Source organism: Mycobacterium sp. THU-M104 (assembly GCF_049197365.1).
In the GTDB taxonomy this organism is placed as follows: Bacteria; Actinomycetota; Actinomycetes; order Mycobacteriales; family Mycobacteriaceae; genus Mycobacterium.
Genome location: NZ_JBMIOP010000013.1, coordinates 1 through 23,342 on the forward strand (window position 1 = coordinate 1; position 23,342 = coordinate 23,342).

21 protein-coding genes and 2 pseudogenes are annotated in these 23,342 nt (G+C 69.6%); 15 read left to right on the plus strand and 8 right to left on the minus strand.

The features are described 5' to 3' along the window. A pseudogene (locus tag ACOJVU_RS00810) lies at positions 1-186 on the plus strand (hypothetical protein); the annotation flags it as partial. Further along, positions 186-836 carry a DUF2561 family protein gene (locus ACOJVU_RS00815; RefSeq protein WP_421528025.1) on the plus strand — a complete coding sequence of 217 codons (651 nt, stop codon included), beginning with the start codon at positions 186-188 and terminating at the stop codon, positions 834-836. The pseudogene ACOJVU_RS00810 and the gene ACOJVU_RS00815, both read left to right, overlap by 1 nt. Positions 837-1,113: 277 nt before the next feature. On the opposite strand, the gene ACOJVU_RS00820 is transcribed toward ACOJVU_RS00815, so the two are convergent. Genes ACOJVU_RS00820 through ACOJVU_RS00835 form a run of 4 tightly spaced genes read right to left on the minus strand, consistent with a single transcriptional unit; the run spans position 1,114 to position 5,479 of the window. Further along, positions 1,114-2,799: a cytochrome b gene (locus ACOJVU_RS00820; protein WP_421528026.1), complete on the minus strand. Its 1,686-nt coding sequence runs from the start codon at positions 2,797-2,799 to the stop codon at positions 1,114-1,116. Further along, complete coding sequence (locus ACOJVU_RS00825; RefSeq protein ID WP_421528027.1) at positions 2,796-3,971, minus strand: ubiquinol-cytochrome c reductase iron-sulfur subunit; 1,176 nt, start codon at positions 3,969-3,971, stop codon at positions 2,796-2,798. Before ACOJVU_RS00825 ends, ACOJVU_RS00820 begins: the two co-directional genes overlap by 4 nt. Beyond that, positions 3,968-4,837 (minus strand): c-type cytochrome, encoded by an 870-nt coding sequence (locus ACOJVU_RS00830; protein WP_421528028.1) that lies wholly within the window; start codon positions 4,835-4,837, stop codon positions 3,968-3,970. The genes ACOJVU_RS00825 and ACOJVU_RS00830 overlap by 4 nt, the downstream gene beginning before the upstream one ends. 30 nt (positions 4,838-4,867) lie before the next feature. Continuing rightward, positions 4,868-5,479 carry a cytochrome c oxidase subunit 3 gene (locus ACOJVU_RS00835; RefSeq protein ID WP_421528029.1) on the minus strand — a complete coding sequence of 204 codons (612 nt, stop codon included), beginning with the start codon at positions 5,477-5,479 and terminating at the stop codon, positions 4,868-4,870. A gap of 173 nt (positions 5,480-5,652) precedes the next feature. Between ACOJVU_RS00835 and trpD the strand changes: the two genes are divergently transcribed. Further along, complete coding sequence (trpD, locus tag ACOJVU_RS00840; protein ID WP_421528068.1) at positions 5,653-6,735, plus strand: anthranilate phosphoribosyltransferase; 1,083 nt, start codon at positions 5,653-5,655, stop codon at positions 6,733-6,735. Here the strand turns inward: trpD and ACOJVU_RS00845 are convergent. Next, positions 6,673-8,559 (minus strand): annotated as a pseudogene (locus tag ACOJVU_RS00845) (DEDD exonuclease domain-containing protein); the annotation flags it as partial. The gene trpD and the pseudogene ACOJVU_RS00845 sit on opposite strands and share 63 nt — an antisense overlap. A 157-nt stretch (positions 8,560-8,716) precedes the next feature. Here ACOJVU_RS00845 and ACOJVU_RS00850 point away from each other — a divergent pair. From ACOJVU_RS00850 to pimB, 4 genes are all read left to right on the plus strand, one after another. Then, positions 8,717-8,980 carry a hypothetical protein gene (locus ACOJVU_RS00850; RefSeq protein ID WP_421528030.1) on the plus strand — a complete coding sequence of 88 codons (264 nt, stop codon included), beginning with the start codon at positions 8,717-8,719 and terminating at the stop codon, positions 8,978-8,980. Between the two features lie 183 nt (positions 8,981-9,163). After that, positions 9,164-10,312, plus strand: coding sequence for a peptidoglycan hydrolase RipC (gene ripC, locus ACOJVU_RS00855; protein WP_421528031.1), 1,149 nt, complete (start codon positions 9,164-9,166; stop codon positions 10,310-10,312). A 49-nt stretch (positions 10,313-10,361) separates the two neighbouring features. Next, positions 10,362-11,234, plus strand: coding sequence for a hypothetical protein (locus tag ACOJVU_RS00860; protein WP_421528069.1), 873 nt, complete (start codon positions 10,362-10,364; stop codon positions 11,232-11,234). 11 nt (positions 11,235-11,245) lie between these two features. Next, positions 11,246-12,388 (plus strand): GDP-mannose-dependent alpha-(1-6)-phosphatidylinositol monomannoside mannosyltransferase, encoded by a 1,143-nt coding sequence (pimB, locus tag ACOJVU_RS00865; protein ID WP_421528032.1) that lies wholly within the window; start codon positions 11,246-11,248, stop codon positions 12,386-12,388. Here the strand turns inward: pimB and ACOJVU_RS00870 are convergent, their stop codons facing one another. Continuing rightward, positions 12,389-14,191: an AMP-dependent synthetase/ligase gene (locus ACOJVU_RS00870; protein WP_421528033.1), complete on the minus strand. Its 1,803-nt coding sequence runs from the start codon at positions 14,189-14,191 to the stop codon at positions 12,389-12,391. It lies immediately after the preceding gene. Between the two features lie 126 nt (positions 14,192-14,317). On the opposite strand from ACOJVU_RS00870, the gene ACOJVU_RS00875 reads away from it, so the two are divergent. The 5 genes from ACOJVU_RS00875 (at position 14,318) to ACOJVU_RS00895 (ending at position 17,772) form a co-directional block, all read left to right on the plus strand. Then, a complete protein-coding gene (locus ACOJVU_RS00875) occupies positions 14,318-14,716 on the plus strand; it encodes a polyketide cyclase / dehydrase and lipid transport (RefSeq protein WP_421528034.1) in 399 nt (132 codons plus the stop codon). A 96-nt stretch (positions 14,717-14,812) separates the two neighbouring features. Continuing rightward, positions 14,813-15,250, plus strand: a complete 438-nt coding sequence (locus ACOJVU_RS00880) for an SRPBCC family protein (protein WP_421528035.1) — start codon at positions 14,813-14,815, stop codon at positions 15,248-15,250. Beyond that, on the plus strand, positions 15,243-16,526 hold the full coding sequence (locus ACOJVU_RS00885; RefSeq protein ID WP_421528070.1) for an ArsA family ATPase: 1,284 nt from the start codon (positions 15,243-15,245) through the stop codon (positions 16,524-16,526). Before ACOJVU_RS00880 ends, ACOJVU_RS00885 begins: the two co-directional genes overlap by 8 nt. Next, positions 16,523-16,942 carry a hypothetical protein gene (locus ACOJVU_RS00890; RefSeq protein ID WP_421528036.1) on the plus strand — a complete coding sequence of 140 codons (420 nt, stop codon included), beginning with the start codon at positions 16,523-16,525 and terminating at the stop codon, positions 16,940-16,942. Before ACOJVU_RS00885 ends, ACOJVU_RS00890 begins: the two co-directional genes overlap by 4 nt. Before the next feature lie 80 nt (positions 16,943-17,022). Further along, positions 17,023-17,772: a lysophospholipid acyltransferase family protein gene (locus tag ACOJVU_RS00895; protein ID WP_421528037.1), complete on the plus strand. Its 750-nt coding sequence runs from the start codon at positions 17,023-17,025 to the stop codon at positions 17,770-17,772. Here the strand turns inward: ACOJVU_RS00895 and ACOJVU_RS00900 are convergent. Beyond that, complete coding sequence (locus ACOJVU_RS00900) at positions 17,769-19,064, minus strand: glycosyltransferase 87 family protein (RefSeq protein WP_421528038.1); 1,296 nt, start codon at positions 19,062-19,064, stop codon at positions 17,769-17,771. The genes ACOJVU_RS00895 and ACOJVU_RS00900 overlap by 4 nt on opposite strands. A 108-nt stretch (positions 19,065-19,172) precedes the next feature. Here ACOJVU_RS00900 and ACOJVU_RS00905 point away from each other — a divergent pair, with 108 nt between their 5' ends. From ACOJVU_RS00905 to ACOJVU_RS00915, 3 genes are read left to right on the plus strand one after another with little or no spacing between them, the layout of a single operon-like run. Then, on the plus strand, positions 19,173-20,048 hold the full coding sequence (locus tag ACOJVU_RS00905; protein WP_421528071.1) for a hypothetical protein: 876 nt from the start codon (positions 19,173-19,175) through the stop codon (positions 20,046-20,048). A 45-nt stretch (positions 20,049-20,093) separates the two neighbouring features. After that, positions 20,094-20,612, plus strand: a complete 519-nt coding sequence (locus ACOJVU_RS00910; protein ID WP_421528039.1) for a polyadenylate-specific 3'-exoribonuclease AS — start codon at positions 20,094-20,096, stop codon at positions 20,610-20,612. Between the two features lie 44 nt (positions 20,613-20,656). Then, positions 20,657-22,045, plus strand: coding sequence for a class II 3-deoxy-7-phosphoheptulonate synthase (locus ACOJVU_RS00915; RefSeq protein WP_421528040.1), 1,389 nt, complete (start codon positions 20,657-20,659; stop codon positions 22,043-22,045). Positions 22,046-22,050: 5 nt separating this feature from the next. On the opposite strand, the gene ACOJVU_RS00920 is transcribed toward ACOJVU_RS00915, so the two are convergent. Then, entirely contained in the window at positions 22,051-23,280 is a 1,230-nt protein-coding gene (locus tag ACOJVU_RS00920) for a protein kinase domain-containing protein (protein WP_421528041.1), read from the minus strand. Positions 23,281-23,342 lie beyond the last annotated feature (62 nt).

A 23,342-nucleotide genomic window follows, 5' to 3' on the forward strand; every position in this document is an offset into this window, starting at 1 on the left:
CGGCGCACCCAGCACAACGTGTACATTCCCTGGTCGATGACCGTCACGCCGATCGCCCAGTCCGACGTAGGCTCGGTCGAGGCGTCCAGCCTGTTCCGCCTCAGCCGTCTCAACTGCTCCATCACCACGAGCGACGGAACGGTGCTGTCCTCGAACTCCAACGACGCGCCGCAGACGAGTTGCTGATGGTCAGCAATTATTCGTCTCGACGCGGCTCCGATACCATTCCGCCGGACGTGATCGATCGCCTGCTGGTCGGGGCGTGCGCAGCGATCTGGCTTGCCGTCCTCGGCGTCAGCGTCGCCGCCGCCGTCGCGCTGGTCGACCTGGGCCGCGGTTTCCACAAGATGTCCGCCAGCGGCGCGCACACAACCGCGGTGCTGTATGCGGTGATCATCGTTTCTGCGCTGATCATCGCGGGGGCCATCCCGGTGTTGTTGCGGGCTCGTCGGATGTCCCAGGAGCAGCCGCCGGCCCGTCCGCCGGCCGGGGCAGCACGGGGCGTGGCCGGCGCCCCGCTGCGGACCGATTTCTCGGCCACGACGCGCACGCAGGGGGAGCGGATGCGCCGGTATGGGGTGCAGGCGGCGGATCCGGTCGCCGAGTGGTCCGGTGAGGCGGTGGATCGAGTGTGGCTGCGCGGCACCGTACTGCTGGTGGGAACGATAGGCACTGCACTTGTCGCGGTCGCGGCGGCGACCTACCTGATGGCCGTGGGTCACGACGGCGCGTCCTGGGTGGGCTACGGACTGTCCGGAGCAGTCACTGCGGCGATGCCGGTGGTCGAGTTCCTGCACGTGCGACAGGTGCGTCGCCTGGTGGCCGGTTACGTGTAGCCGTTGGCGCGCCGGAGCAGGCCGCGTCGTCGGGATCCTCGGGGAGCCGGCCGGGGCTGGATGCCGTCAAAGCGCAGCGCCTGTCCACATCGACACGATCGGCCCCGCCCCGCCCCGCGGCCGGACGGGAGCCGGACGGGAACAGGTGCCCCGCGGCCGGACGGGAGCCGGACGGGAACAGGTGCCCCCGTCGCAAGTCAGGCCCTGCGGCGGTGGCTCAGAGACGGGTTTGGCCCCCACTCCAGTGGGGGCCAAACCCGTCTCTGAGCGCCGAGACCTAGTGCTCGTCGTGTCCGTCGGAGGAACCGACGACGGCGTCCTGGTGTTCGCGCAGGGCGGTCAGGGCACGGTGCTCGGCGGCCTGCGCCGCCTCGCGCAACGCCTCGTCCTCGGATGCCGGGTCGGCGTACAGCAGGCTGCCGCTGCCGGGTGACCCCGCCGAGCCCAGCTTGTTCATCCGCTTGGGCAGCGGCGATCCCTGGTACTCCAGCGGAAGCGGGTGACCGTGTTCGTCGACCGGGCCGAGTGGCTGGTGCAGCTCGACGTAGGCGCCGTGCGGCAACCGCTTGATGATGCCCGTTTCGATGCCGTGCTCGAGCACGTCCCGGTCGCTGCGCTGCAGGGCGATGCACCACCGGTAGGCGACGAAGTACACGATCGGCGGCAGCACCACCATGCCGATACGCCCGATCCAGGTCATCGCGTTCAGCGAGATGTCGAACTTCAGCGCGATGATGTCGTTCATGGCGCTCAGCGTCAGCACCATGTAGAACGCGATCGCCATCGCACCGAGCGACGTGCGCACCGGGGCGTCCCGCGGACGCTGCAACAGGTTGTGGTGCGCGTGGTCACCGCTGAACCGCTTCTCCAGGAAGGGGTAGATGATCAGCAGGATGAAGACCAGGCCCATCAGCAGTGCCACCCACACCGGGGCCGGGATGGTGTGGTGCCAGAAGTAGAACTCCCACGGTGGCCAGATACGGGCCAGACCCTCGGTCCACATCATGTAGAAGTCGGGCTGCGAGCCGGCCGAGACGTGAGAAGGCTTGTAGGGGCCCAGGTTCCAGATCGGGTTGATCTGCAGCAGCCCACCCATCAGGCCCAGCACACCGACGATCGCCGCGAAGAAGGCGCCGGACTTGACCGCGAAGATCGGCATCACCCGGACGCCGACGACGTTGTGCTCGGTGCGGCCGGGCCCCGGGAACTGCGTGTGCTTCTGGAACCACACCATGGCCAGGTGCGCGCCGATGAGCGCCAGGATGATTCCGGGCAACAGCAGAATGTGCAGGGAGTACATGCGCGGGATGATGTAGCCCGCCTCGGCGCAGTGATAGCCCACTCCGCCGCAGGGGAAGTCACCACCGAACAAGGCCCAGTGCAGCCAGGTGCCGATCACCGGCATGCCCAGCGTGATCGAGGACAATGACGCCCGGATTCCGATGCCCGACAGCAGGTCATCGGGCAGCGAGTAGCCGAAGAAACCCTCGAACATCGCCAGGATCAGCAGTAGGGAACCGATCACCCAGTTGGCCTCACGGGGCCGCCGGAACGCGCCGGTGAAGAAGATGCGCGCCAGGTGCACCATGATGGCGGCGGCGAACATCAGCGCGGCCCAGTGGTGGACCTGCCGGACGAACAGGCCGCCGCGCACCTCGAATGAGATGTCCAGGGTGGAGGCGAAGGCCTTCGACATGTCCACGCCGCGCAGCGGCTGGTACGCCCCGTTGTAGGTGACCTCACCCATGGTGGGGTCGAAGAACAGCGACAGGTACACGCCGGTCAGCAACAGCACGACGAAGCTGTACATCGCGACCTCGCCGAGCAGGAACGACCAGTGCGTGGGAAAGACCTTGTTGAGCTGCCGGCGCACCGCCGCCGACGGGTGATACCGGGTGTCGATGTCCTCCCCTTGACGGGCCAGGACGTCGCCGAGCTTCGGAGGACTGAGTTTCGGACTCATGTGGTGCGCTCCCAGAATGCCGGTCCGACGGGTTCGACGAAGTTGCCGTTGGCAACCAGATACCCGTTCTCGTCGATGGTAATGGGCAGCTGCGCCAACGCGCGCGCCGCAGGCCCGAATATCGGCTTGGCGTAATGCATCGCATCGAACTGCGACTGGTGACAGGGGCACAGGATCCGGTACGACTGCTCCTCGTACAGCGACGCCGGGCAACCCAGGTGCGAGCAGACCTTCGTGTAGGCGAAGAGTTCGCCGAAGTTGAAGCTCTCCTGGCCTTGCCGCTTGACGACGCGGGGCATGTCGGTGGGCCGGATCCGGATGAGCATGACGGGGTTGCGAACGCCCATCTGGATGCCGCGCAGCTTCTCGCGCGACTCGGCCGTCGTGCCGTCGCCGTCGGACTCCCGCCAGGGGAACACGGTTTCCATGCCACCGGCGTCGATGTCCTCCGGGCGCATCTTGATGAAGGGTGCGCCGTCGGTGGCGCCCGTGGCGCGCGCCATGAAGATGGTCTCGCCGCGGTAGCGGGGGGTCCATCCGGACGTCCAGAGGACCGCCTCCATGCCGTTCTCGGTGGGGACCACCGGCTTCCACGGGTTCTTGATCAGACCCCCGACGAAGGCCACCAGGCTGCTCAGGCCGAACGCGCCCAGGCCGATGCCCAGCGACAGCCCGACCAGCTTGCGGCGTCCGATCGTCGATGTCTGGTAAGCGTCGGTCAGGTTGGCCACCACGGTCTTGCGGTCGATCTCTCGGGACGCGCCGTCATGACGCTGCTGGATCGAGATCTCTTCGGGGATGAACCGCTTCTGGTAGAGGATTGCTCCGACCGCGATGGCCAGGATGGACATCCCGAAGGTCAGGCCGTAAAGCGGAGTGGTCAGCGTGTACAGGATGCTGCCTGGGGCGTCTTTGGGCTTGTACTCCCAGGGCCAGAAGATGAAGATCAGCAGCAGCGCGAGCCCGAAGCCGCCGCCCGCCAGAAGCCACAGGGCCACGCCGCGCTCGGCGCGCCTCTCGGCCTTGGTGCCCTCGACCGGCCAGCGTGGTTCCTTGTAGACGGTCTCGACGCCGTCAAGCTTGCCGCCCAACTCGAGCAGTTGCTGCTGCGACATCCCGGCCAGTGTGGCGTCATCGGGCTCCTGGGAACCGCCGTGATCGATGTCGCTCATGCTCGCGCCCCAATCCACAGTGCCAGCCCGATGGCGGCGACCATCCCGATGATCCACATCGCCATGCCCTCGGGTGCGGGTCCGAAGCCGCCGAGGCCGTAGCCGCCTGGCTGGCGCTCTTCGGAGACCGATTTCACGTAGGCGATGATGTCCTTTTTGTCGTCGAAGGACAGCTGGCGGTCGGAGAACTTGGGCATGTTCTGCGGACCGGTGCGCATCGCGGCCAGTATCTGCTGCTCGTTGGCGGGTCCGAGGTCCGGCGCATACTTGCCCGACGAGAGCGCACCGCCCTTGCCGGTGAAGTTGTGGCACGACGAGCAGTTGAGCCGGAAGAGGTCGCCGCCGCGGCCCACGTTGTCGCCGCGCAGCGACTGCATCGCCAGGCTGCCGTCGGGGTTGCGGACCACCGTCGGGCCGCCGCCGTTGGCCTGCACGAAGGCGCCGATCGCCTCGATCTGCGACTCGTCGAAGATCGGCTCCTTGCGCGGCGCCTGGGCCTCACCCCGCATGGCGGGCATGCGGCCGGTGGACACCTGGAAGTAGACGGCCTCCTCGCCGACCCCGATCAAGCTGGGTCCGTGCTGGTCCACGCCCTGCAGGTTGGCGCCGTGGCACGACACGCAGGAGGTGTCGAACAGCTGCTTACCGGTACGCAACAGCGCCGAGGCCGACTCGTCGGCGACGGCCACCTGCGGCGTGGGTGTCAGCACGGCGGCCAGCCCGCCGGCGATCGTCAGCGCGGTCAGCAGCAGCAGGCCGCCGGACAGGCGCCGGCGCAGCCTCCGCCGCGCGCGATCACGCTGCGCCGGTGACGAGTGACCTCGCCGCCTGCCGACGGCTGATCGACTAGACCCTAATTTCTTCAACCGAGCACTCCTCTTCGTCCCAGCGCAGGCTCATCGAATGAAATAGATGACGGTGAACAATGCGATCCACACGATGTCGACGAAATGCCAGTAATACGAGACGACGATGCTCGCCGTCGCCTGTGCAGGTGTGAACTTGCTCATCGTCGTGCGGATCAGCAGAAAGATGAAGGCGATCAGGCCGCCGGTGACATGCAGGCCGTGGAAGCCGGTGCACAGGTAGAAGACGGTGCCGTAGGAGCTTCCGGGGATGGTCGTGCCGTGGATCACCAGGTGGTAGTACTCATAGGCCTGCCCCAGGACGAAGAACAGCCCCATCAGGAACGTGATCACATACCAGCGGCGCAGCCCGAAGACGTCGCCCCGCTCGGCCGCGAACACACCCATCTGGCAGGTGAACGAGGAGGCAATCAACACCAGTGTCACCGGGACGGCCTGATACAGATTCAGCTCGGTCGGCGGCGGCGGCCACTTCCCGCCGGCCTGGGAGCGCGCTGTGAAATACATCGCAAACAGGCCAGCAAAGAACATCAACTCGCTCGAAAGCCACACTATGGTGCCAACACTGACCATGTTAGGTCGGTTCAGCGAATGCACACGCGACGTGATGGCAGCACCTGAGGTCCCGGCAACGCTAGTCACATCCGCAAGTATGACGCTTTGTAGTTGTCGAACTCCACCCGGGGCGGCAATTCGGCGCCGCGCGTCGCGGCGACGACGGTTCCGGGCCTGTCGGGGGCCTGATGGGGTGGGCCCGCCGACCGTGGGACCATCGGCGGGTGCCCGTGTCACCCGTGTCCCCCGAGTCGTCCCAGATGTCAGGGGTCGCGGCTGTCGGGGCCCCCGCCGGGTCGGCGGCGTCGTGGCGGCAGGTGCTGGCCCGGTTGACGGGCTGGCAGCCGCTGGTGCGTGGCCAGGCGGCCTGGGCCATGGACCAGATCATGGCCGGCGGCGCGACACCCGCCCAGATCGCGGCCTTCGCGGTGGCGATGACGATGAAGGTGCCCACCGCGGCGGAAGTCGGTGAACTGGCCGAGGTGATGCTGAGCCACGCGCACCGGATGCCCGACGGCGCGGTTCCCGACGACGCCGTCGACATCGTGGGCACCGGGGGCGACGGCATGAACACCGTCAACCTGTCGACCATGGCCGCAATCGTGGTCGCGGCCGCCGGCGTGCCGGTGGTCAAGCACGGCAACCGCGCGTCGTCGTCGCTGTCCGGGGGTGCCGACACCCTCGAGGCGCTCGGGGTGCGCATCGAGCTCGAACCCGATCAGGTGGCGCGCTGCCTCACCGACGTCGGGATCGGGTTCTGCTTCGCCCCGGTCTTCCACCCGTCGTACCGGCACGCCTCGTCCGTGCGGCGCGAGATCGGCGTGCCGACCGTCTTCAATCTCCTCGGGCCGCTGACGAATCCAGCGTCGCCCCGAGCAGGCCTGATCGGCTGCGCATTCGCCGATCTGGCCGAGGTGATGGCGGGGGTGTTCGCCGCGCGCCGGTCCAGTGTGCTGGTCGTGCACGGTGACGACGGGCTCGACGAACTGACCACCACGACCACCAGCACGATCTGGAGGGTGCAGGCCGGGACCGTGGACAAGCTGGCGTTCGATCCGGCCGGTTTCGGATTCGCCCGTGCCGACCGCGCTGAGTTGCTGGGTGGTGACGCACGGGCCAATGCGGCGGAGGCCCGGGCGGTGCTGGCCGGCGCCGGGGGCCCGGTGCGCGACGCGGTCGTGCTCAATGCCGCCGGGGCGATCGTCGCGCACGCAGGGTTATCCAGCCGCGCCGAATGGCTGCCCGCGTGGGAGGACGGGCTGCGCCGGGCCGCGGCGGCCATCGACTCCGGCGCGGCCGAAAACCTGCTCGCGCGGTGGGTGCGGTTCGGCCGGCAGTCCTGAGTCGCCGGCGCCCGGTGGCGATGCGCGCCGTGCGGCGGAGCGCCGAGGAGGCGGGCCGTCGGGCCATGCGTGATCGCAGGCCAGGCGCGCCGAGCGTGCCGATGCCGCCCACGCCGCCCACGCGCCGGCCGATCCCAGCGGAGAGGCCCAGCCGTCGGGGCTCGAGACCCGCACGATGCGCACCCCGGGGCCGGCCAGCCATCGCGCGATCAGAGCGGTCTCCTCGACGAGCGCACCGCCCAGCGGGGCCGGTAACGGCAGAATCGTCTGGGCGGCAGCACATAGGGCCTCGACCACGGGCATAGGCGGCACCCCGCGCCGGGCAGTGCCCGCGGCGGCGAGCTGGCCGTGGCGCACAACGGCGAGCTGGTATCCGCCCTTTCCGTCCGGGCCGTCGGGCGCGGCAGCGATCAGCTCCGGCAAAGCGGTCAGCGCACGGAGCCGCTGGCCGCGCCACAGCGTCTCGATCGCGGCGGCGGTACGGTCGCGCATCCGCGCCGCGCTCTCGTAGCGGCCGTGCTCGGCCAGCGCGGCGACCTGGCCGATCGCCGCGGCCAGGGCACTGTTGTCCTGGCCGTCGATCAGGGCCGCGACGCGCGCCACCGCCGCCGCGTACCCGGTCGCGGTGACGTCGCGCGCGGCGGGGCATGGCGACACCTCGGCCGCGGCGCAGGCCGGTCCGTGCAACGCGGAGCGCCCCAGCCGGGTGGTGCAGGTTCGTAGCCCGGTGAATCGGGCCAGCAACTCACCTGTGTCGGCGGCGTCGGCGCGCGAGTGGAACGGCCCGACGGCGCGCTCGTGTCGCGGGGCGCGCACCACCGCCAGCCGCGGGAACGCCTCGTCGGTCAGCGCCAGCCACCACCAGCGTTGCGGGTATCTGGAGCGGCGGTTGTAAGGCGGCGCGTGGGCGGCCAGCATGCGCAGTTCCCGCACGCCGGCCTCGAGCGCGTGCGCACACTCGACGTGGTCGACCGTGGTGGCCAGTGCGACCATCTCCTTCATCCGTCCGCGGGGGTCGGCGCCGGTGAAGTACTGACGCACCCGGCGCCGCAGGTCGGCGGCGGTGCCGACGTAGAGCACCTCGCCCGACGGTCCGCGGAACAGGTAGACCCCGGGCCGCTGCGGCAGGCCGTCCGCGAACGGTCGCTTGCGGCGTTGCGCCGGCGTCACACCGGGCAGATAGGAGCGCAGGTCGGCGTAGGTGTGCACACCCTGGTTCCCGACCCGTTCGATCAGCGCGTGCAGCACCTCGACGGTGGCGCGGGCGTCGTCGAGGGCGCGGTGTGTGGGCTGGGCGGCAACGGCGAACAGTCGCGCCAGGGCTGCCAGCCGCACGCTGGGCGCCTCCTCGCGGCTGAGCACCCGGCGGGCCAGCCGCACCGTGCACAGCACCTGCGGGCGGGGCCAGACGATGCCACAGCGCTCGGCTGCCGCGCGCAGGAACCCGATGTCGAACCCGGCGTTGTGGGCGACCAGCACCGCGTTGCCGGCGAACTCGAGGAACATCGGCAGTACGGCCTCGATCGGCGGGGCGTCACCGACCATCGCCGTGGTGATGCCGGTGAGTCGCACGATCTGCGGCGGAATGCTGCGCTGCGGGTCGACCAACGTGGCGAACTCGCCGAGCACGACGCCGCCGCGGACCTTGACCGCCCCGATCTCGGTGATGGCATCGGGCGGCGTTCCGGCGGCGCTTTTGGTTCGCCCACCGGTGGTCTCGAGGTCCACCACAACGAAAGTCGTTTCGCGCAGCGGGATCTCGCCGGCGGTGCCCGGCGTTCCCACGTCCGCGAAAGTCAGCTGAGTCGCACCGTCGGCACCCATGATTTGCCACGTTAGGCATGTCCACCGACACCGGCGGACTCGCCACGCCGCGGGTCGGCCGGGATGCGGCGACGTGGCGATGTCGGTGCCAGCGGTTAGCGTGCGCGCAACCCGTACCCGGGGTTTCAGCAGAGCTCAAACCGAGAGGATCGACCCGATGGCACGAATCGCACGAATCAGCGGCCCCGACAGTCCAGGCGTTGCAGGCGACGAACCGGCCGAATCGGTGGTGATCGACTGCGACGACTGCGCGGTCCGCGGGCCCGGTTGCCGCGACTGTGTGGTGAGCGTGCTGCTCGGCGTGCCGGAGACACTGCTGCAGGATGAGTGCGCGGCCTTGGAGGTTCTCGCGGACGTCGGGTTGGCGCCGCGACTGCGTCTGGTGCCGACACGACGCGCCCGCGCGTCCGGTGTGGATTAACCGCCCTGCGCCGCTTACACTTCGGTGCGCGGCACACCCGCCGTAACCCACAGAGAAATGACAGAAATCTCTCCAATTTCTTAACGAACTACTTTGGACAAAGCCTTTATCGTTTCGTAACCTGTCTGAGACCTAAACCAGCTCGGCGGCCATCCGCCGAAGGCCGTTCGAGGATGCACAATCTTGAGCTTTGACGTTAGGTGTCCGCTTGCGCGTGGCTTGACACGTGGTCTTGTCGGTACGTTAGCGGGCTTCACGGTGCTTTCCGGCGTTTTCGCGGCAAACGTGGCTGCCGACCCTGCCCAGGATGCGCTGGCCAAGCTGACCGAGCTGTCGCGACGGGCCGAGCGGACCACCGAGGCCATGCACAGTGCGCAGCTCGACCTCAACGACAAGGTGGCGGCCGAGCGCGCAGCGGAGCAGAAGCACGCGGGGGACCAGGTCGCCGTCGATGCGGCGAAAGCCCGTCTGGCCGGATTCCACAAGGCGGTCGACAAGCTGGCCGCCGCAACGTACATGGGTGGCCGTGTCGATGGCATGGAAGCCATGCTGACCGCGGGATCGCCGCAGGGGTTGATCGACAAGCTGAGCATGCAGCGCCTGATGGCAACCCAGATGACCAACCAGATGGCCAGCTACCGCTTCGCCGGCGAGCAGGCCGCCAAGGCGGAGCAGGAATCGGCCAAGTCCGCCGCGGCCGCCAAGAGCGCGGCCGAACAGGCGGCGGCGGTCCGGGCCGGCCTGCAGTCCAAGCAGAGCCAGTTGCAGGTGCAGATCGCCGTCGTCAAGTCGCAGTATCTGGCCCTGACGGCCGACCAGCGCACCGCGCTGGCCGACCCCGGGCCCGTCCCGGAAGGCGCCCCTGCCCCGGGCGCTCCGGCGCCGGAAGCGGCACCGCCGGGCGCGCCCCCGGGCGACGGGCAGGCGCCCGGGGCGGCCCCGGCGCCCTTCGGCTGGGCGGCTGCTGCTCCCGGCGGTGGCGGTGCTGACCGCGCCAGCGTGGTGCAGGCGGCGTTGACGCAGGTCGGCTCGCCGTACGTGTGGGGAGGCGCCGGGCCCGGCGGGTTCGACTGCTCCGGGCTGGTGATGTGGGCCTTCCAGCAGGCCGGTATCTCGCTACCGCACTCCAGCCAGGCGCAGGCCCACGGCGGCCAACCGGTGGCGGTGTCGGACCTGCAGCCCGGAGACGTGGTCACCTTTTATTCCGACGCGTCGCATAGCGGCATCTACGTCGGTGACGGGATGGTGATCCATTCCTCCACCTACGGCCAACCGGTGCGCGTGGTTCCGATGAATGCCGCGGGCCCGATCCACGACGCCCGTCGCTACTAGGCGCCCGGGCGCGCATCCCGACGCCGCGCGGCGTCGGCGGCTGTCGACCCTGCTGGCGTGGGTGTTTGTCGCCGAGGTGGTCGTGGCCGCCGCCGTGCCGCCGCGCCCATCTCCCGCCGTGCCGGCCCGGCCCGCCGGGCACCCGGTCGCCGACGCGCCCGCCGCGGTCGTCGAGGGCCACACCGTGCGGCTGATCGGGCGCGGCGGCCCGTCTGGCGACCGCCTGCTGGCCCGGATCGCTGCGGATGCCGCCGCCGCGGTACGGCGAGTAAACGTCTTCTGGGGCGCCGACTGGCCGCGCGACGTCGCGGTGGTGGCCGCCGGCTCCGACGCGCAGTTCCGCGCCGCCGCCGGCGGGGGACCGGCGGCGCAGTGGGCCGACATCGCGGCCGTGACGGTCGCCGACCGCGTCGATCCGGTTCACCGGGTGGCGGTCGGCCAGCGCATCGTGTTCGCCCCGGGCGCGGCCGCAATGAGCGCATCCGCACTGCGAATCGTGTTGACCCACGAGCTCTTTCATTACGCGGCACGCCCCGACACCGCGCTGGACGCGCCCCGGTGGCTGACCGAGGGGGTCGCCGACTTCGTCGCCCGGCCGGCCACCCCGGTGCCCGCCGACGGCGCGGCCGGGGCGTCGGCGCTGCCGTCGGACGCCGATCTGGACGCGGCGGGGCCGCAGCGCTCGGCGGCGTATGACCGCGCGTGGTGGTTCGCCCGGTTCGTCGCCGACACCTACGGTGGGGCGGCGACGCTGCGCGCGTTCTACGTGGCCACGTGCGGCGCCGGCTACACCGACCTGCCCACCGCCGTGCGCGACGTCCTGGGCACCGACCCGCCGGGCCTGCTCGCCCGGTGGCGGCGGTGGCTGGCGACACCCGCCGCGAGCCGACGCACGCGCACGCCGGGGCGACCGGCAGGTTAGCCTGTCGCACTGTGAGCCGGGTCCTGCTGTTGACCAATGATTTTCCGCCGCGGCCGGGCGGTATCCAGTCGTATCTGGTCGAGTTCGTCGGTCGACTGGTCGCAGCGCGGTCGCATTCCGTGACGGTCTACGCACCGCGATGGAAAGGTGCCCGGGCCTTCGACGAGGCGGCCACGGCCGCCGGCTACCGCGTGGTGCGCCATCCGGGCACGCTGATGCTGCCCGGGCCCGCAGTCGACGCCCGGATGCGACGGCTGATCGCCGACCACGGCGTCGACACCGTCTGGTTCGGGGCCGCCGCGCCGTTGGCCTTGCTGGCGCAGCGTGCCCGCGGGGCCGGAGCGGCCCGGGTGCTGGCCAGTACGCACGGCCACGAAGTGGGCTGGTCGATGCTGCCGGTGGCCCGGTCGGTGCTGCGCCGCATCGGCGACGACACCGACGTCGTGACGTTCGTCAGCCGATACACACGCTCCCGGTTCGCGCCGGCCTTCGGGCCCGCGGCCTCGTTGGAATACCTGCCGCCCGGGGTGGACACCGCCCGGTTCCGGCCCGACCCCGCGGCCCGCGCCGAGTTACGTGACCGCTACCGGCTGGGCGGGCGCCCGACTGTGGTGTGCCTGTCGCGTCTGGTACCGCGCAAGGGCCAGGACATGCTGATCAGGGCGCTGCCGTCGATCCGGCGGCGTGTTGACGGGGCCGCCCTGGTCATCGTGGGCGGAGGCCCGCACTCCGACGCGCTGCGCAAGCTGGCCCGCGACTGCGGGGTCGCCGAGCACGTGACGTTCACCGGCGGCGTGCCGGCCGCCGAATTGCCCGCGCACCATGCCCTGGCCGACGTGTTCGCGATGCCGTGCCGCACCCGCGGCGCCGGCATGGACGTGGAGGGGCTGGGCATCGTGTTCCTGGAAGCGTCCGCGACCGGCGTGCCGGTTATCGCCGGCCAGTCCGGCGGGGCCCCGGAAGCCGTGCGGCACAACGAGACCGGGCTCGTGGTCGACGGCCGCTCGGTGGGCAAGGTCGCCGCGGCCGTCACCGAGTTGCTGGCCGATCGCGATCGCGCCGCGGCCATGGGCGCGGCCGGGCGCGAGTGGGTGAGGACGCAGTGGCATTGGGACACGCTGGCCGCGCGGCTGGCCGACCTGCTCCGGGGCTGACTAGTCCTTCGCGTAGATCGCTTCGATGTCGGCCGCGAACTTCTCGGCCACCACTTTGCGTTTGACCTTCATTGTGGGCGTCAGTTCGCCGGTTTCTTCGGTGAAGTCGACCGGAAGGATGCGGAACTTGCGGATCGACTCGGCGTGCGACACCGAGAGGTTGGCCTGCTTGACGGCGGTGTCCACCTCGGCGATCAGGTCGGGGTCGGTGGCCAGATCGCCCACCGACGCGCCGGACGCCTTGCTGTTGCGCTGCTTCCAGCCGTCGAACGCCTCGGGATCGATCGTGATCAGCGCGGCGATGAACGGCTTGTTGTCCCCGACGACCATCGCCTGGCTGATCAGCGGGTGCCCCCGCAGTTGGTCCTCGAGCACCGCGGGTGCGACGTTCTTGCCGCCTGCGGTGACGATGATCTCCTTCTTGCGCCCGGTGATCGTCAGGAAGCCGTCGTCGTCCACCGCGCCCAGATCGCCCGTCTTGAACCAGCCGTCGGTGAACGCCTCCGCAGTGGCCTGCTCGTTGCTCCAGTAGCCGCTGAACACGACCCCGCCACGCACCAGCAGTTCCCCGTCCTCGCCGATGCGCAGGCTGTTGCCGGGCACCAGGGTTCCGACAGTCCCGATCTTGACGTTGCCGACCTGGTTGACGGTGATGGCCGCGCTGGTCTCGGTCAGGCCGTAGCCCTCGTAGATGGTGACCCCCACGCCACGGTAGAAGTGGCCCAGCCGCGCCCCCAGCCGTGCGCCACCGGACACCGACGCGCGGCAATCGCCGCCCAGCGCCGCGCGCAGCTTGCCGTAAACCAGCCGGTCGAACAGGGCGTGCTTGGCGCGCAGCAGCAGCCCGGGCCGGCCGCCGTCGCGGGCCTGGCTCCACTCGACCGCGGTCCGCGCGGCGATCGCGAAGATGCGGCCTTTGCCGTCGTTGGCGGCGTTCTGCTCGGCGGTGTTGTAGACCTTCTCGAACACCCGGGGCACCGACACCACCACCGTCGGCTTGAACTCCGCGAGCAGCGGCAGCAGATTTTTGATGTCGCTGGTGAAGCCGACGGTCACCTTGTTGGCGAACGCACCCAGCGTGAGCGCCCGGGCCAGCACGTGTGCCAGCGGCAGGAACACCAGCAGCCGCTGCCCTTTGACCAGCAGCGTCGGGAGGCACTCCTTGGTTCCCCGCATCTCGTAGAGCAGGTTGGAATGGGTGAGCTGACAACCCTTGGGCCGGCCCGTCGTGCCCGAGGTGTAGATCAGCGTCGCCGGGTTCTCGGCCCGTAGTGCCCCGAGCCGAGCCTTCAGCTCGTCCGGGTCGACCGACGCGCCGGCCTCCACCAACTGCTCGAGCGCCTTGGGGCCGGACCCGTCCACGTGCAACACCCGGCGCAGTGCGGGGAGTTCACCGGCGAGCTCGGTGATCATCGCGGCGTGGGCGTCGGATTCGGCGAATGCCAGCACGGCCTCAGAATCCTGCAGCACCCAGCGCACCTGCTCGGCCGACGACGTCTCGTAGATCGGGACGGTAACCGCGCCGACCGACAGGATCGCGAGGTCGAGGATCGCCCACTCGTACCGGGTGGCCGAGAAAATCGACACCCGGTCGCCGGCCTGCACCCCCAGCGAGATCAATCCCAGTGCCGCGGAACGGACCTGTTCGGCCGCCTCGGCGCACGTGACGTCAGTCCAGACGCCGTCGATGTGGCGCTGGTAGATCGCGAAGCCGGGGTCCTCGCGCTCGTGCTCGAAGACCATGGCCGCGACGTTGTCGTGCTCGCCTACGGAGAAGCGGGCGGGAACGCTGTACTCACGCACTGTGTTGACCTCGATTTGGCTAGTGCTGCCGGGTCCGGCTTGTTGCACCCAGCTTAATGCGGGCTTTTCTGCGCCCGGCCCGGCCCGGCGATGGTCGCCAGGCCGCGGGTGTGTGAAGCTGGGACGGTGAACAGCATCCAGATCGCCGACGAGACGTACGTCGCCGCCGACGGCGCGCGGATCGGCGCCGCGATCGCCGATCCGTCGAACTGGCGGCGCTGGTGGCCTGACCTGCGGTTGCAGGTCGTCGAGGATCGCGCCGACAAGGGTATCCGCTGGACCGTGACCGGCGCGCTGACCGGCACCATGGAGATCTGGCTGGAGCCCCTGGCCGACGGGCTGGACGGCGTGGTGCTGCACTACTTCCTGCACGCCGAACCGACCGGCTTGGCGGCCTGGCAGCTGGCCAAGCTGAACCTGGCGAAGGTGATCCACCGCCGCCGGGTCGCGGGCAAGAACATGGCTTTCGAGCTCAAGGCGACATTGGAAAGGTCACGCCCGGTCGGGGTTTCTCCGGCAGTTTGACGCTCAACGTCCGGCGTGGAGAGTACCGTTTCGGGCCGGAGACCGGGGCAGCCCCGCAGCGGGCCGACTCGTTCGTGGGAGAGAGGCAGCAGTCAGGTGGCGGAGAAGACGACGCAGACCATTCACATCGACGCTGATCCCGACACGATATTGAAGGTCATCGCCGACATCGATTCCTACCCGGATTGGATCTCGGAGTACAAGGAAGCCGAGGTGCAGGAGCGAGGTGCCGATGGCTACCCCAAGGTGGCGCGCTTCGTGATGGACGCGGGGATCATCAAAGACACCCTGGTCATGTCCTACCAGTGGCCCCGAGATCGCCGATCGCTGAGCTGGACTTTGGTCTCCAGCTCACTGCTGCGTTCGCTGGAAGGCTCGTATCGCCTGGCGCCCAAGGGTTCTGGCACCGACGTCACCTATGAGCTGTCGGTTGACCTCGCCCTCCCGATGATCGGGATGCTCAAACGCAAGGCTGAGCGCAGGCTGACCGACACCGCGTTGAAGGACCTGAAGAAACGAGTCGAGGCTGAGTGAGTCCACCGAAGCCCGGGCGCCGGCCCCGGCCCGTATCAGTCTGTTCGTCGGCAAGGGTGGGGTAGGAAAATCCACTCTGGCATCAGCCACCGCGGTCTCCGCCGCGTTCAGAGGCCAGCGCGTGCTGGTGGTGTCCGTCGACCAGGCGCATTCGCTGGGCGACGTGCTGGGCGTCCCGGTCCCGCCCAGCGGTCGCGACGAGCCCGTTCGGGTGTTCGCCGAACCCCCGACCGGGCGGGCCGAGACGAGCGGCGGTTTCCTCGACGCGCTGGCACTGGACACGCTGGCCCTGCTCGAGGCCCGCTGGCAGCAGGTGGTCGGCGCCGTGGATCGGAGCTTTCCCGAATCCGAGTTGAGCACTGTTGCCACCGAAGAGCTTTCGGCACTGCCGGGCGTCCAGGAAGTCCTCGGGCTGCACGCCGTCGGTGAGTTGGCGTCCTCCGGGCGCTGGGATCTGGTGGTCGTCGACTGCGCCTCGACGGCCGATGCGTTGCGGATGCTGACCCTGCCCGCCGCCTTCGGGCTCTATGCCGAGCGCGCATGGCCGCGCCACCGCAGGTTGTCGATCGCCGCCGACGACAGCCGGTCGGCGGCGGTGATGGAACTGCTGGAACGCATCAGCACGGGTGTCGACGCGCTCGGCGCGCTGTTGACCGACGGCGAGCTCGTCGGTGCGCATGTGGTGCTGACCCCTGAGCGGGTGGTGGTGGCTGAGGCGGTCCGGATCCTGGGATCGCTGGCGTTGATGGGGGTGCGCGTCGAGGAGCTGATCGTCAACCAGGCGCTCGTACAGGACCAGTCCTACGAGTACCACAACCTGCCGGCCCACCCGGCGTTCTCCTGGTATGCCGAACGCATCTGCGAACAACGCCTCGCTTTGGAGGAACTCGGCGCCGCCGTGGGGGACATCGCGCTGGTGGTCACGCCCCACCTGTCAGGCGCGCCGATCGGTCCCGGGGCGCTCGCCGCACTGCTCGACAATGCCCGCCGGCAGGGCACGACGGCGCCGCCGGGTCCGCTGCGGCCGGTGGTGGATCTCGAATCCGGATCGGGACTCGGGTCGACATACCGGATGCGGCTGGCGTTGCCCCAACTCGATTCTGGTGCCCTGACCCTCGGGCGGGTCGATGACGACCTGATCATCGGCGTCGGCGGGTTGCGACGCCGGGTTCGGTTGGCGTCCGTACTGCGCCGCTGCACAGTGTTGGACGCACGTCTTCGGGGTAGTGAGCTGACGGTTCGTTTCCGGCCGGACCCGGAGGTGTGGCCCAGATGAGTGGGGCTCATCCCGACGTCGGTCCCGAGCTGCGCAGGCTGGCCCAGGCGATTCTCGACGGAATCGACCCGGCGGTGCGTCTGGCGGCCGCGATGACGGCCGGCGGGCAGGGAACCGGCAGATGCCAGCAGGTCTGGTGCCCGGTGTGTGCGCTGGCCGCGCTGGCCACCGGTGAGGAGCACCCGTTGCTCACCCTGATCGCCGACCACAGCGTCGCTCTGCTCGAGGTGATCCGAGGCATCGTCGGTGACGGTGGTGACGGTGGTGACGGCGGCCGGTCACCGCAGCCGCCCCCGGACCGGCCGCGCAGCGGGGGTGAGCCGCCACCAGGCGATGCGACGCGCGCCGGCCGGGACGCGGGGGAAGGCACCGCCAAGACCCGGTATCAGTCCATCCCCGTCACTGTCGAGGAGTGAGCCGCCCGCGTCGAAGGTGGTCTCCCGCCTCGCGGATGGGTACAGTTGGCGCAGGAAAAGACCGGCGGGGAGGGAGGGCCATGTGGTACTGGCTATTCAAGTACGTTCTTCTCGGTCCGTTGCTCTCCCTGCTCGGCCGGCCCAAAGTTGAAGGCCTGGAACACGTTCCGCACTCCGGACCGGCGATCCTGGCCAGCAACCACCTGGCGGTCATGGACAGCTTCTACCTGCCCCTGGTCGTGCGCCGCCGGATCACCTTCCTGGCAAAGTCGGAATACTTCACGGGCACCGGCCTCAAGGGCTGGTTCCAGCGCTGGTTCTTCACCGCCGTCGGTCAAGTACCGATAGACCGCACGAGTGCCGACGCCGCGCAGGCGGCGCTGGACACCGCCGAACGGCTGCTCGGTCAGGGCAAGCTGCTCGGGATGTACCCCGAAGGCACCCGCTCGCCGGACGGCCGGCTCTACAAGGGCAAGACGGGCCTTGCCCGGCTGGCGTTGCACACCGGGGTTCCGGTGATCCCGGTGGCGATGATCGGCACCAACGCGGTCAACCCTCCCGGGACGAACATGCTGCGTTTCGGCCGGGTCACCGTCCGCTTCGGCAAGCCGATGGACTTCTCCCGCTTCGAAGGGATGGCCGGCAACCGGTTCATCGAGCGTGCCGTCGCCGACGAGGTGATCTATGAGTTGATGGGGCTCTCCGGCCAGGAATACGTCGACATCTACGCAGCCAGCCTCAAGGAAGGTGACAACGGCGAGTCGAGTGGCGACTCCGGTGGTGCCTCCGCCGGTGACGCCGCGCGCATCCCCGAGACCGCCGCAGGCTAGCCGGCCGCCGACACCGGCGTCAGCGTCGGTGTGGTCGAATCCGGCGCACCGACACGGGCAACGACGGTGAATCCTGCCGCGGCGATGGCCGCCAGCGCCCACCACACGTAGGACATTCCGGCAAGTTGGCGCCACCACGCCGCGGTCGTCTCGTGGTGCTTGGGGAGCAGATCGATCGGCGTCCACGCCATCAACGCCACCCCGGCGGCGCCGATGGCCGCCAGTGCCGCGTTGCGCCGCCGCCAGGCCAGGGCCCCGGTCACCAGCACTGCCGGCAGCATCCACACCCAATGGTGCGACCACGACACCGGCGACACGACGAGCCCGAACAGCGCGACGCAGATGATCGCCAGCGTCGGCTCGCCGGCGCGCAGCACCCGCCGCATCGCCCAGACGGTCAGCGCCAGCACCAGCAGGCTCGCGGCCACCCACAGCGCGAAACGCTCATGCTCGCCGAGGCCCAACCGGGCCAGGCCGCCCGCGATGTTCTGGTCGGTGTTCAGCGCCGCGGCGCCGATGCGGTCGGTGTGGTGCACCGTGCGGGTCCAGTACTCCCACGAGTCCTCCCAGGCCAGCGCAAAACCCACGGCCGTCGCGGCCGCGAACGACGCCAGCGCGGTGAGCGCCGCACGGTTGTCGCGGCGCAGCACCAGATAGAGCAGGAACACCGCGGGCGTGAGCTTGAGCGCGATCCCGAGCCCGAGCAGCACGCCACGCGGCCACGGGGTGCGCCGCGGAAAGCAGTCGGCGATCACCAGCGTCATCAGCACGACGTTGATCTGGCCGAACGCGAAGTTGGAATTGATGGGTTCCAGCCAGATCGCCGCGGGCGCCACGATCAGCACGGTCAGCCACAGCCGCCGCAGCCACCGCGGCCCGGGTAGTACCGCCGAGGTCTCCCACACGTCCAGTCGGGTGAGCATGATCACCGTCGACACCATCAGCAGCGCCAGCGTCAGCAACGTGATCGCGACGCTGGCGGCCGGCATGTGCAACCAGGCGAACGGGCTGAACAGGATGGCCGCCAGCGGCGGATAGGTGAACGGCAAGTTCAGCCCGATGGGCGTGTGGAACAACACCTCCCCGCGATACAACGGATGCCCGTCCAGCCAGGCCCGACCGCCCATCTGATAGATGTCGATGTCGATGCGGTACGGCGTGTGCCCGAAAAGGCGCCACGCCGTGTAGCCCAGCGCGGCGGCCGCCGCCAACCAGAGCAATCCCCACGCCAGCACCCATCCGAGCCCACTTCTGTCGGCGAAGCCCGCGTCGGGCGCCTGCGATCTACTCATATCGCCAAACAGCGTAATCGGTGCCTGGGCCGGGCAGCGGGTGATGCAGCGCGGCTGCTGCCGGCTGCGGCCAGGCAGGCGTAGGTTTCGGGTGTGCTGCAGTGGTTCGTGCCGAGGGTCACGCGGTGGTTCTCCCATGACATCCACGACGGCGGCCGGTTGCCGCTGCTGTGTTGTCTGGTGGCCTTCATCCTGACCTTTTTCGTCACGCGAACCTTCGTCCGGTTCATCCGCTTTCGCGCCGCGACCGGCCGGCCACCCAAATGGTGGCAGCCGCGCAATGTCCACATCGGGGGAGTGCACATTCACCACGTCACGTTCGGGGTGGTGCTGGTGCTGGCCTCCGGACTGACACTGATAACCTTGTCCGTCGATGGCCATGAGCCCGAATTCATTGCCGCAGCAATAATTTTCGGTGTCGGCGCCGCGCTGGTGCTCGATGAGTACGCGTTGATCCTGCACCTCTCCGATGTGTACTGGTCGGAAGACGGGCGCACCTCGGTGGACGCGGTGTTCGCCGCGGTGGCCGTGGCCGGCCTGCTGATCATGGGCCTGCATCCGTTGATGTTCTTCCTGCCGGTCTGGCAGGACACCGATTCGACGATGCTGCGGCTCGCGGTGGGCGGTGCGATGGCGCTGACGCTGCCGCTGGCCGTGATCGTCGTGCTCAAGGGCAAGGTGTGGACCGGCCTGCTCGGCATGTTCATCGTCGTGCTGCTCGTCGTCGGGGCGGTGCGGTTGTCGCGCCCCCACGCCCCGTGGGCGCGGTGGCGCTACACCACCCGGCCGGACAAGATGCGCCACGCGCTGCGGCGGGAACGGACGTTGCGGCGTCCCGTGGTGCGGGCCAAGCTGGCGTTGCAGTGCGCGATCGCCGGCACCCCGCGTCTGCCCGACGAACGCACGGTCGACGCCAGGCTCGACAACGAGGTGCGTCCCGCGCCGCCGCCCGCGAACACCGACCCCATCCTGATCGGCAGGTAGATAGCCGCGACGCCGCCGCTCGGCCGCACGCCTAGGCTTTCTGCGGTGCGGTATTTCTATGACACCGAATTCATCGAGGACGGCCGCAGCATCGAGCTGATCTCGATCGGCGTGGTCGCCGAAGACGACCGTGAGTACTACGCGGTGTCCACGGAATTCGATCCGGAACGCGCCGGCAGTTGGGTGCGCGCGCATGTGCTGCCCAAACTGCCGCCCCCGTCCTCGCAGTTGTGGCGCTCGCGAAGGCGGATCCGGGAGGACCTCGAGGAGTTCTTCGGCGTCTCCGGCATCGCCGACGCCGACCCGATCGAGCTGTGGGCCTGGATCGGGGCCTACGACCACGTGGCCTTGTGCCAGTTGTGGGGCACGATGCCGGAGTTGCCGCGGGCGCTGCCCCGCTTCACCCGCGAACTGCGGCAGCTCTGGGAGGACCGCGGATCCCCCCGGCTGCCGCCGCGGTCGCGGGATGCTCATGACGCGCTGGTCGACGCCCGCGATCAGCTGCGTCGCTTCCGGCTGATCACGTCGGCCGGCGAGGCGCACTGTGGACGGCGTTCGTCCTGATCAGCCCCGCACTGCCCATTCCGGTTGCCGGTTACCATGGTGCGATGAACTGGACCGTCGACATCCCGGTCGATCAGCTGCCTTCGCTGCCGCCGCTGTCGGCCGAGTTGCGCGCCCGTCTCGACGCCGCACTGGCCAAGCCCGCCGCCCAGCAGCCCAGCTGGCCCGCCGGCCAGGCCACCGCGATGCGCACGGTCCTGGAGAGCGTGCCGCCGGTGACGGTGCCCTCCGAGATCGCCCGTCTGCAGGAACAACTGGCCGCAGTCGCCAAGGGTGAGGCGTTCCTGCTGCAAGGCGGTGACTGCGCGGAGACGTTCACCGACAACACCGAACCCCACATCCGGGGCAACATCCGGGCGCTGCTGCAGATGGCCGTGGTGCTGACCTACGGCGCCAGCATGCCGGTGGTCAAGGTCGCCCGCATCGCCGGCCAGTACGCCAAGCCGCGCTCGTCGGACATCGACGCGCTGGGTCTGAAGTCCTATCGCGGCGACATGGTCAACGGGTTTGCCCCGGATGCCGCCGCGCGCGAGCATGACCCGTCGCGGCTGGTGCGGGCCTACGCCAACGCCAGTGCGGCGATGAACCTGGTGCGGGCGTTGACCTCGTCGGGGCTTGCCTCGCTGCACGGCGTGCACGACTGGAACCGCGAGTTCGTCGCGACCTCGCCGGCCGGGGCGCGATACGAGGCGCTGGCCACCGAGATCGACCGCGCGCTGCGCTTCATGAGTGCGTGCGGGGTGGCCGACCGCAACCTTCAGACTGCCGAAATTTTCGCCAGCCACGAGGCTTTGGTGCTCGACTACGAGCGAGCCATGCTGCGCCTGTCCGAGGGCGAGGACGGCGATCCCCGGCTCTACGACCTGTCGGCGCACACCGTGTGGATCGGCGAGCGCACCCGCCAGCTCGACGGTGCGCACGTCGCCTTCGCCGAGGTGATCGCCAACCCGATCGGTGTCAAGATCGGCCCGACGATGACTCCCGAGCTCGCCGTCGAATACGTCGAGCGGCTCGACGCGCGCAACCAGCCCGGCCGGCTGACGCTGGTCAGCAGACTGGGCAACGGCAAGGTCCGCGACCTACTGCCGCCGATCGTCGAGAAGGTGCAGGCCACCGGTCACCAGGTGATCTGGCAGTGCGACCCGATGCACGGCAACACTCACGAGTCGTCCAACGGGTACAAGACCCGCCACTTCGACCGGATCGTCGACGAGGTGCAGGGATTTTTTGAGGTGCACCGGGCTCTGGGTACCCACCCGGGCGGGATCCACGTGGAGATCACCGGCGAGAACGTCACCGAATGTCTCGGCGGCGCGCAAGACATCTCGGACACCGACCTGGTGGGGCGTTACGAGACGGCGTGTGACCCGCGGTTGAACACCCAGCAGTCCCTGGAACTGGCGTTCCTGGTCGCCGAGATGCTGCGCGACTAGGCACCTCACAGCAGGCCGCTCAGGTTGCTGCCGATCGTCCACCCCACCGTTGCCGCGAGCCCGGTGAGGGCGAGCACGACCGCCACCCAGATCAACACACTGCGCCGGCCGCGCTGGCGGGCCCACACAAACTCGCTCAGTGCTATCCCGGCGAATTCCCCTGACACGGGTTCGTATTCGTAGTCGTCCGGCTCGGCCGGGGGTTGCTCCGCGGGCCGGTCCCCGGACCCGCGGGTGAGCCGGCGGGTGGGCTGGCGAACCGGTGCGGCGCCGGGTTGTTGCTGCCCGAGGGCCCCGCGCTCCGCCATCCGGCCGTGCTGCGGTGCGGCCGCTCGGTGCTGGGCGGAGCTGGTCGGGGCGGGCACCCGGAAGGCCGGCAAGTCGAGTTCGTCGGCGATCGCCTCCAGATCGGCGGCCATCTCGATCGCGTCGGCGTATCGGTCGGCGGGGTTGCGGGCGGTCGCGCGCTGCACGAACTCGTCGAATTGCGGAGGCACGCCGTCGATCGCCGCGCCGGCCCGGGGCACGTCGCCGTCCAGGCGCTGATAGGCGATCGACAGCGCCGAGTCGCCGGTGAACGGCGTGCGCCCGGTCAGCAGCTCGTAGGTGAGGATTCCGGTCGAGTAGACGTCGCTGCGGGGGCCGGCCCGATTGGGTGGGCCGTCGCGGACCTGCTCGGGGGACAGGTAGGCCGCTGTTCCCAGAATGACGCTGGTGGAGGTGATCCCGGCCGCCGCGACGGCCCGAACCAACCCGAAATCGGCGATCTTCACCTCGCCTTCGTCGGAGATCAGCACGTTTTCGGGCTTGACGTCGCGGTGCACCAGGCCGGCGCCGTGCGCGGCGGCCAGCCCGCCCAGCACCGGGCGAAGTACCGCTGCGACGGCGTGGGGCGGCATCGGGCCGCGCTCGGCCAGCAACTCGCGCAGCGTGCCGCCTTCGACGAGTTCCATCACCAGGAACGGGTGCCGGGCGTCCATCCCCTGGTCGTAGACCGCGACCAGTCCCGGGTTCTTCAACCGCGCGACCGCGCGGGCCTCGAGCCGGAAGCGGGTCAGGAACTGCTCGTCGCCGGCGTAGCGGGCGTCCATGACCTTCACCGCGACGGGGCGATCGAGCCGGACGTCGAGGCCGCGGTACACGGTCGAGGTACCCCCGCTGGCGATTCTGGACTCCACGAGGTAGCGGCCATCCAGCAGCGTGCCGTCCAGCTCCCCGGTCCCTGCGCCTGCCACGGGGCCATCGTAGGTCGGTCGCGGCGCCCGGTTGAAAGACTTCATGCTCAACGCGCCGAGCA

Bases quoted from the DNA above. Each gene is read 5' to 3' on its own strand.
- ACOJVU_RS00815 (WP_421528025.1), top strand. From the start codon at position 186: ATGGTCAGCAATTATTCGTCTCGACGCGGCTCCGATACCATTCCGCCG.
- ACOJVU_RS00820 (WP_421528026.1), bottom strand. From the start codon at position 2,799: ATGAGTCCGAAACTCAGTCCTCCGAAGCTCGGCGACGTCCTGGCCCGT.
- ACOJVU_RS00825 (WP_421528027.1), bottom strand. From the start codon at position 3,971: ATGAGCGACATCGATCACGGCGGTTCCCAGGAGCCCGATGACGCCACA.
- trpD (WP_421528068.1), top strand. From the start codon at position 5,653: ATGTCAGGGGTCGCGGCTGTCGGGGCCCCCGCCGGGTCGGCGGCGTCG.
- ACOJVU_RS00850 (WP_421528030.1), top strand. From the start codon at position 8,717: ATGGCACGAATCGCACGAATCAGCGGCCCCGACAGTCCAGGCGTTGCA.
- ACOJVU_RS00890 (WP_421528036.1), top strand. From the start codon at position 16,523: ATGAGTGGGGCTCATCCCGACGTCGGTCCCGAGCTGCGCAGGCTGGCC.
- ACOJVU_RS00895 (WP_421528037.1), top strand. From the start codon at position 17,023: ATGTGGTACTGGCTATTCAAGTACGTTCTTCTCGGTCCGTTGCTCTCC.
- ACOJVU_RS00900 (WP_421528038.1), bottom strand. From the start codon at position 19,064: ATGAGTAGATCGCAGGCGCCCGACGCGGGCTTCGCCGACAGAAGTGGG.
- ACOJVU_RS00915 (WP_421528040.1), top strand. From the start codon at position 20,657: ATGAACTGGACCGTCGACATCCCGGTCGATCAGCTGCCTTCGCTGCCG.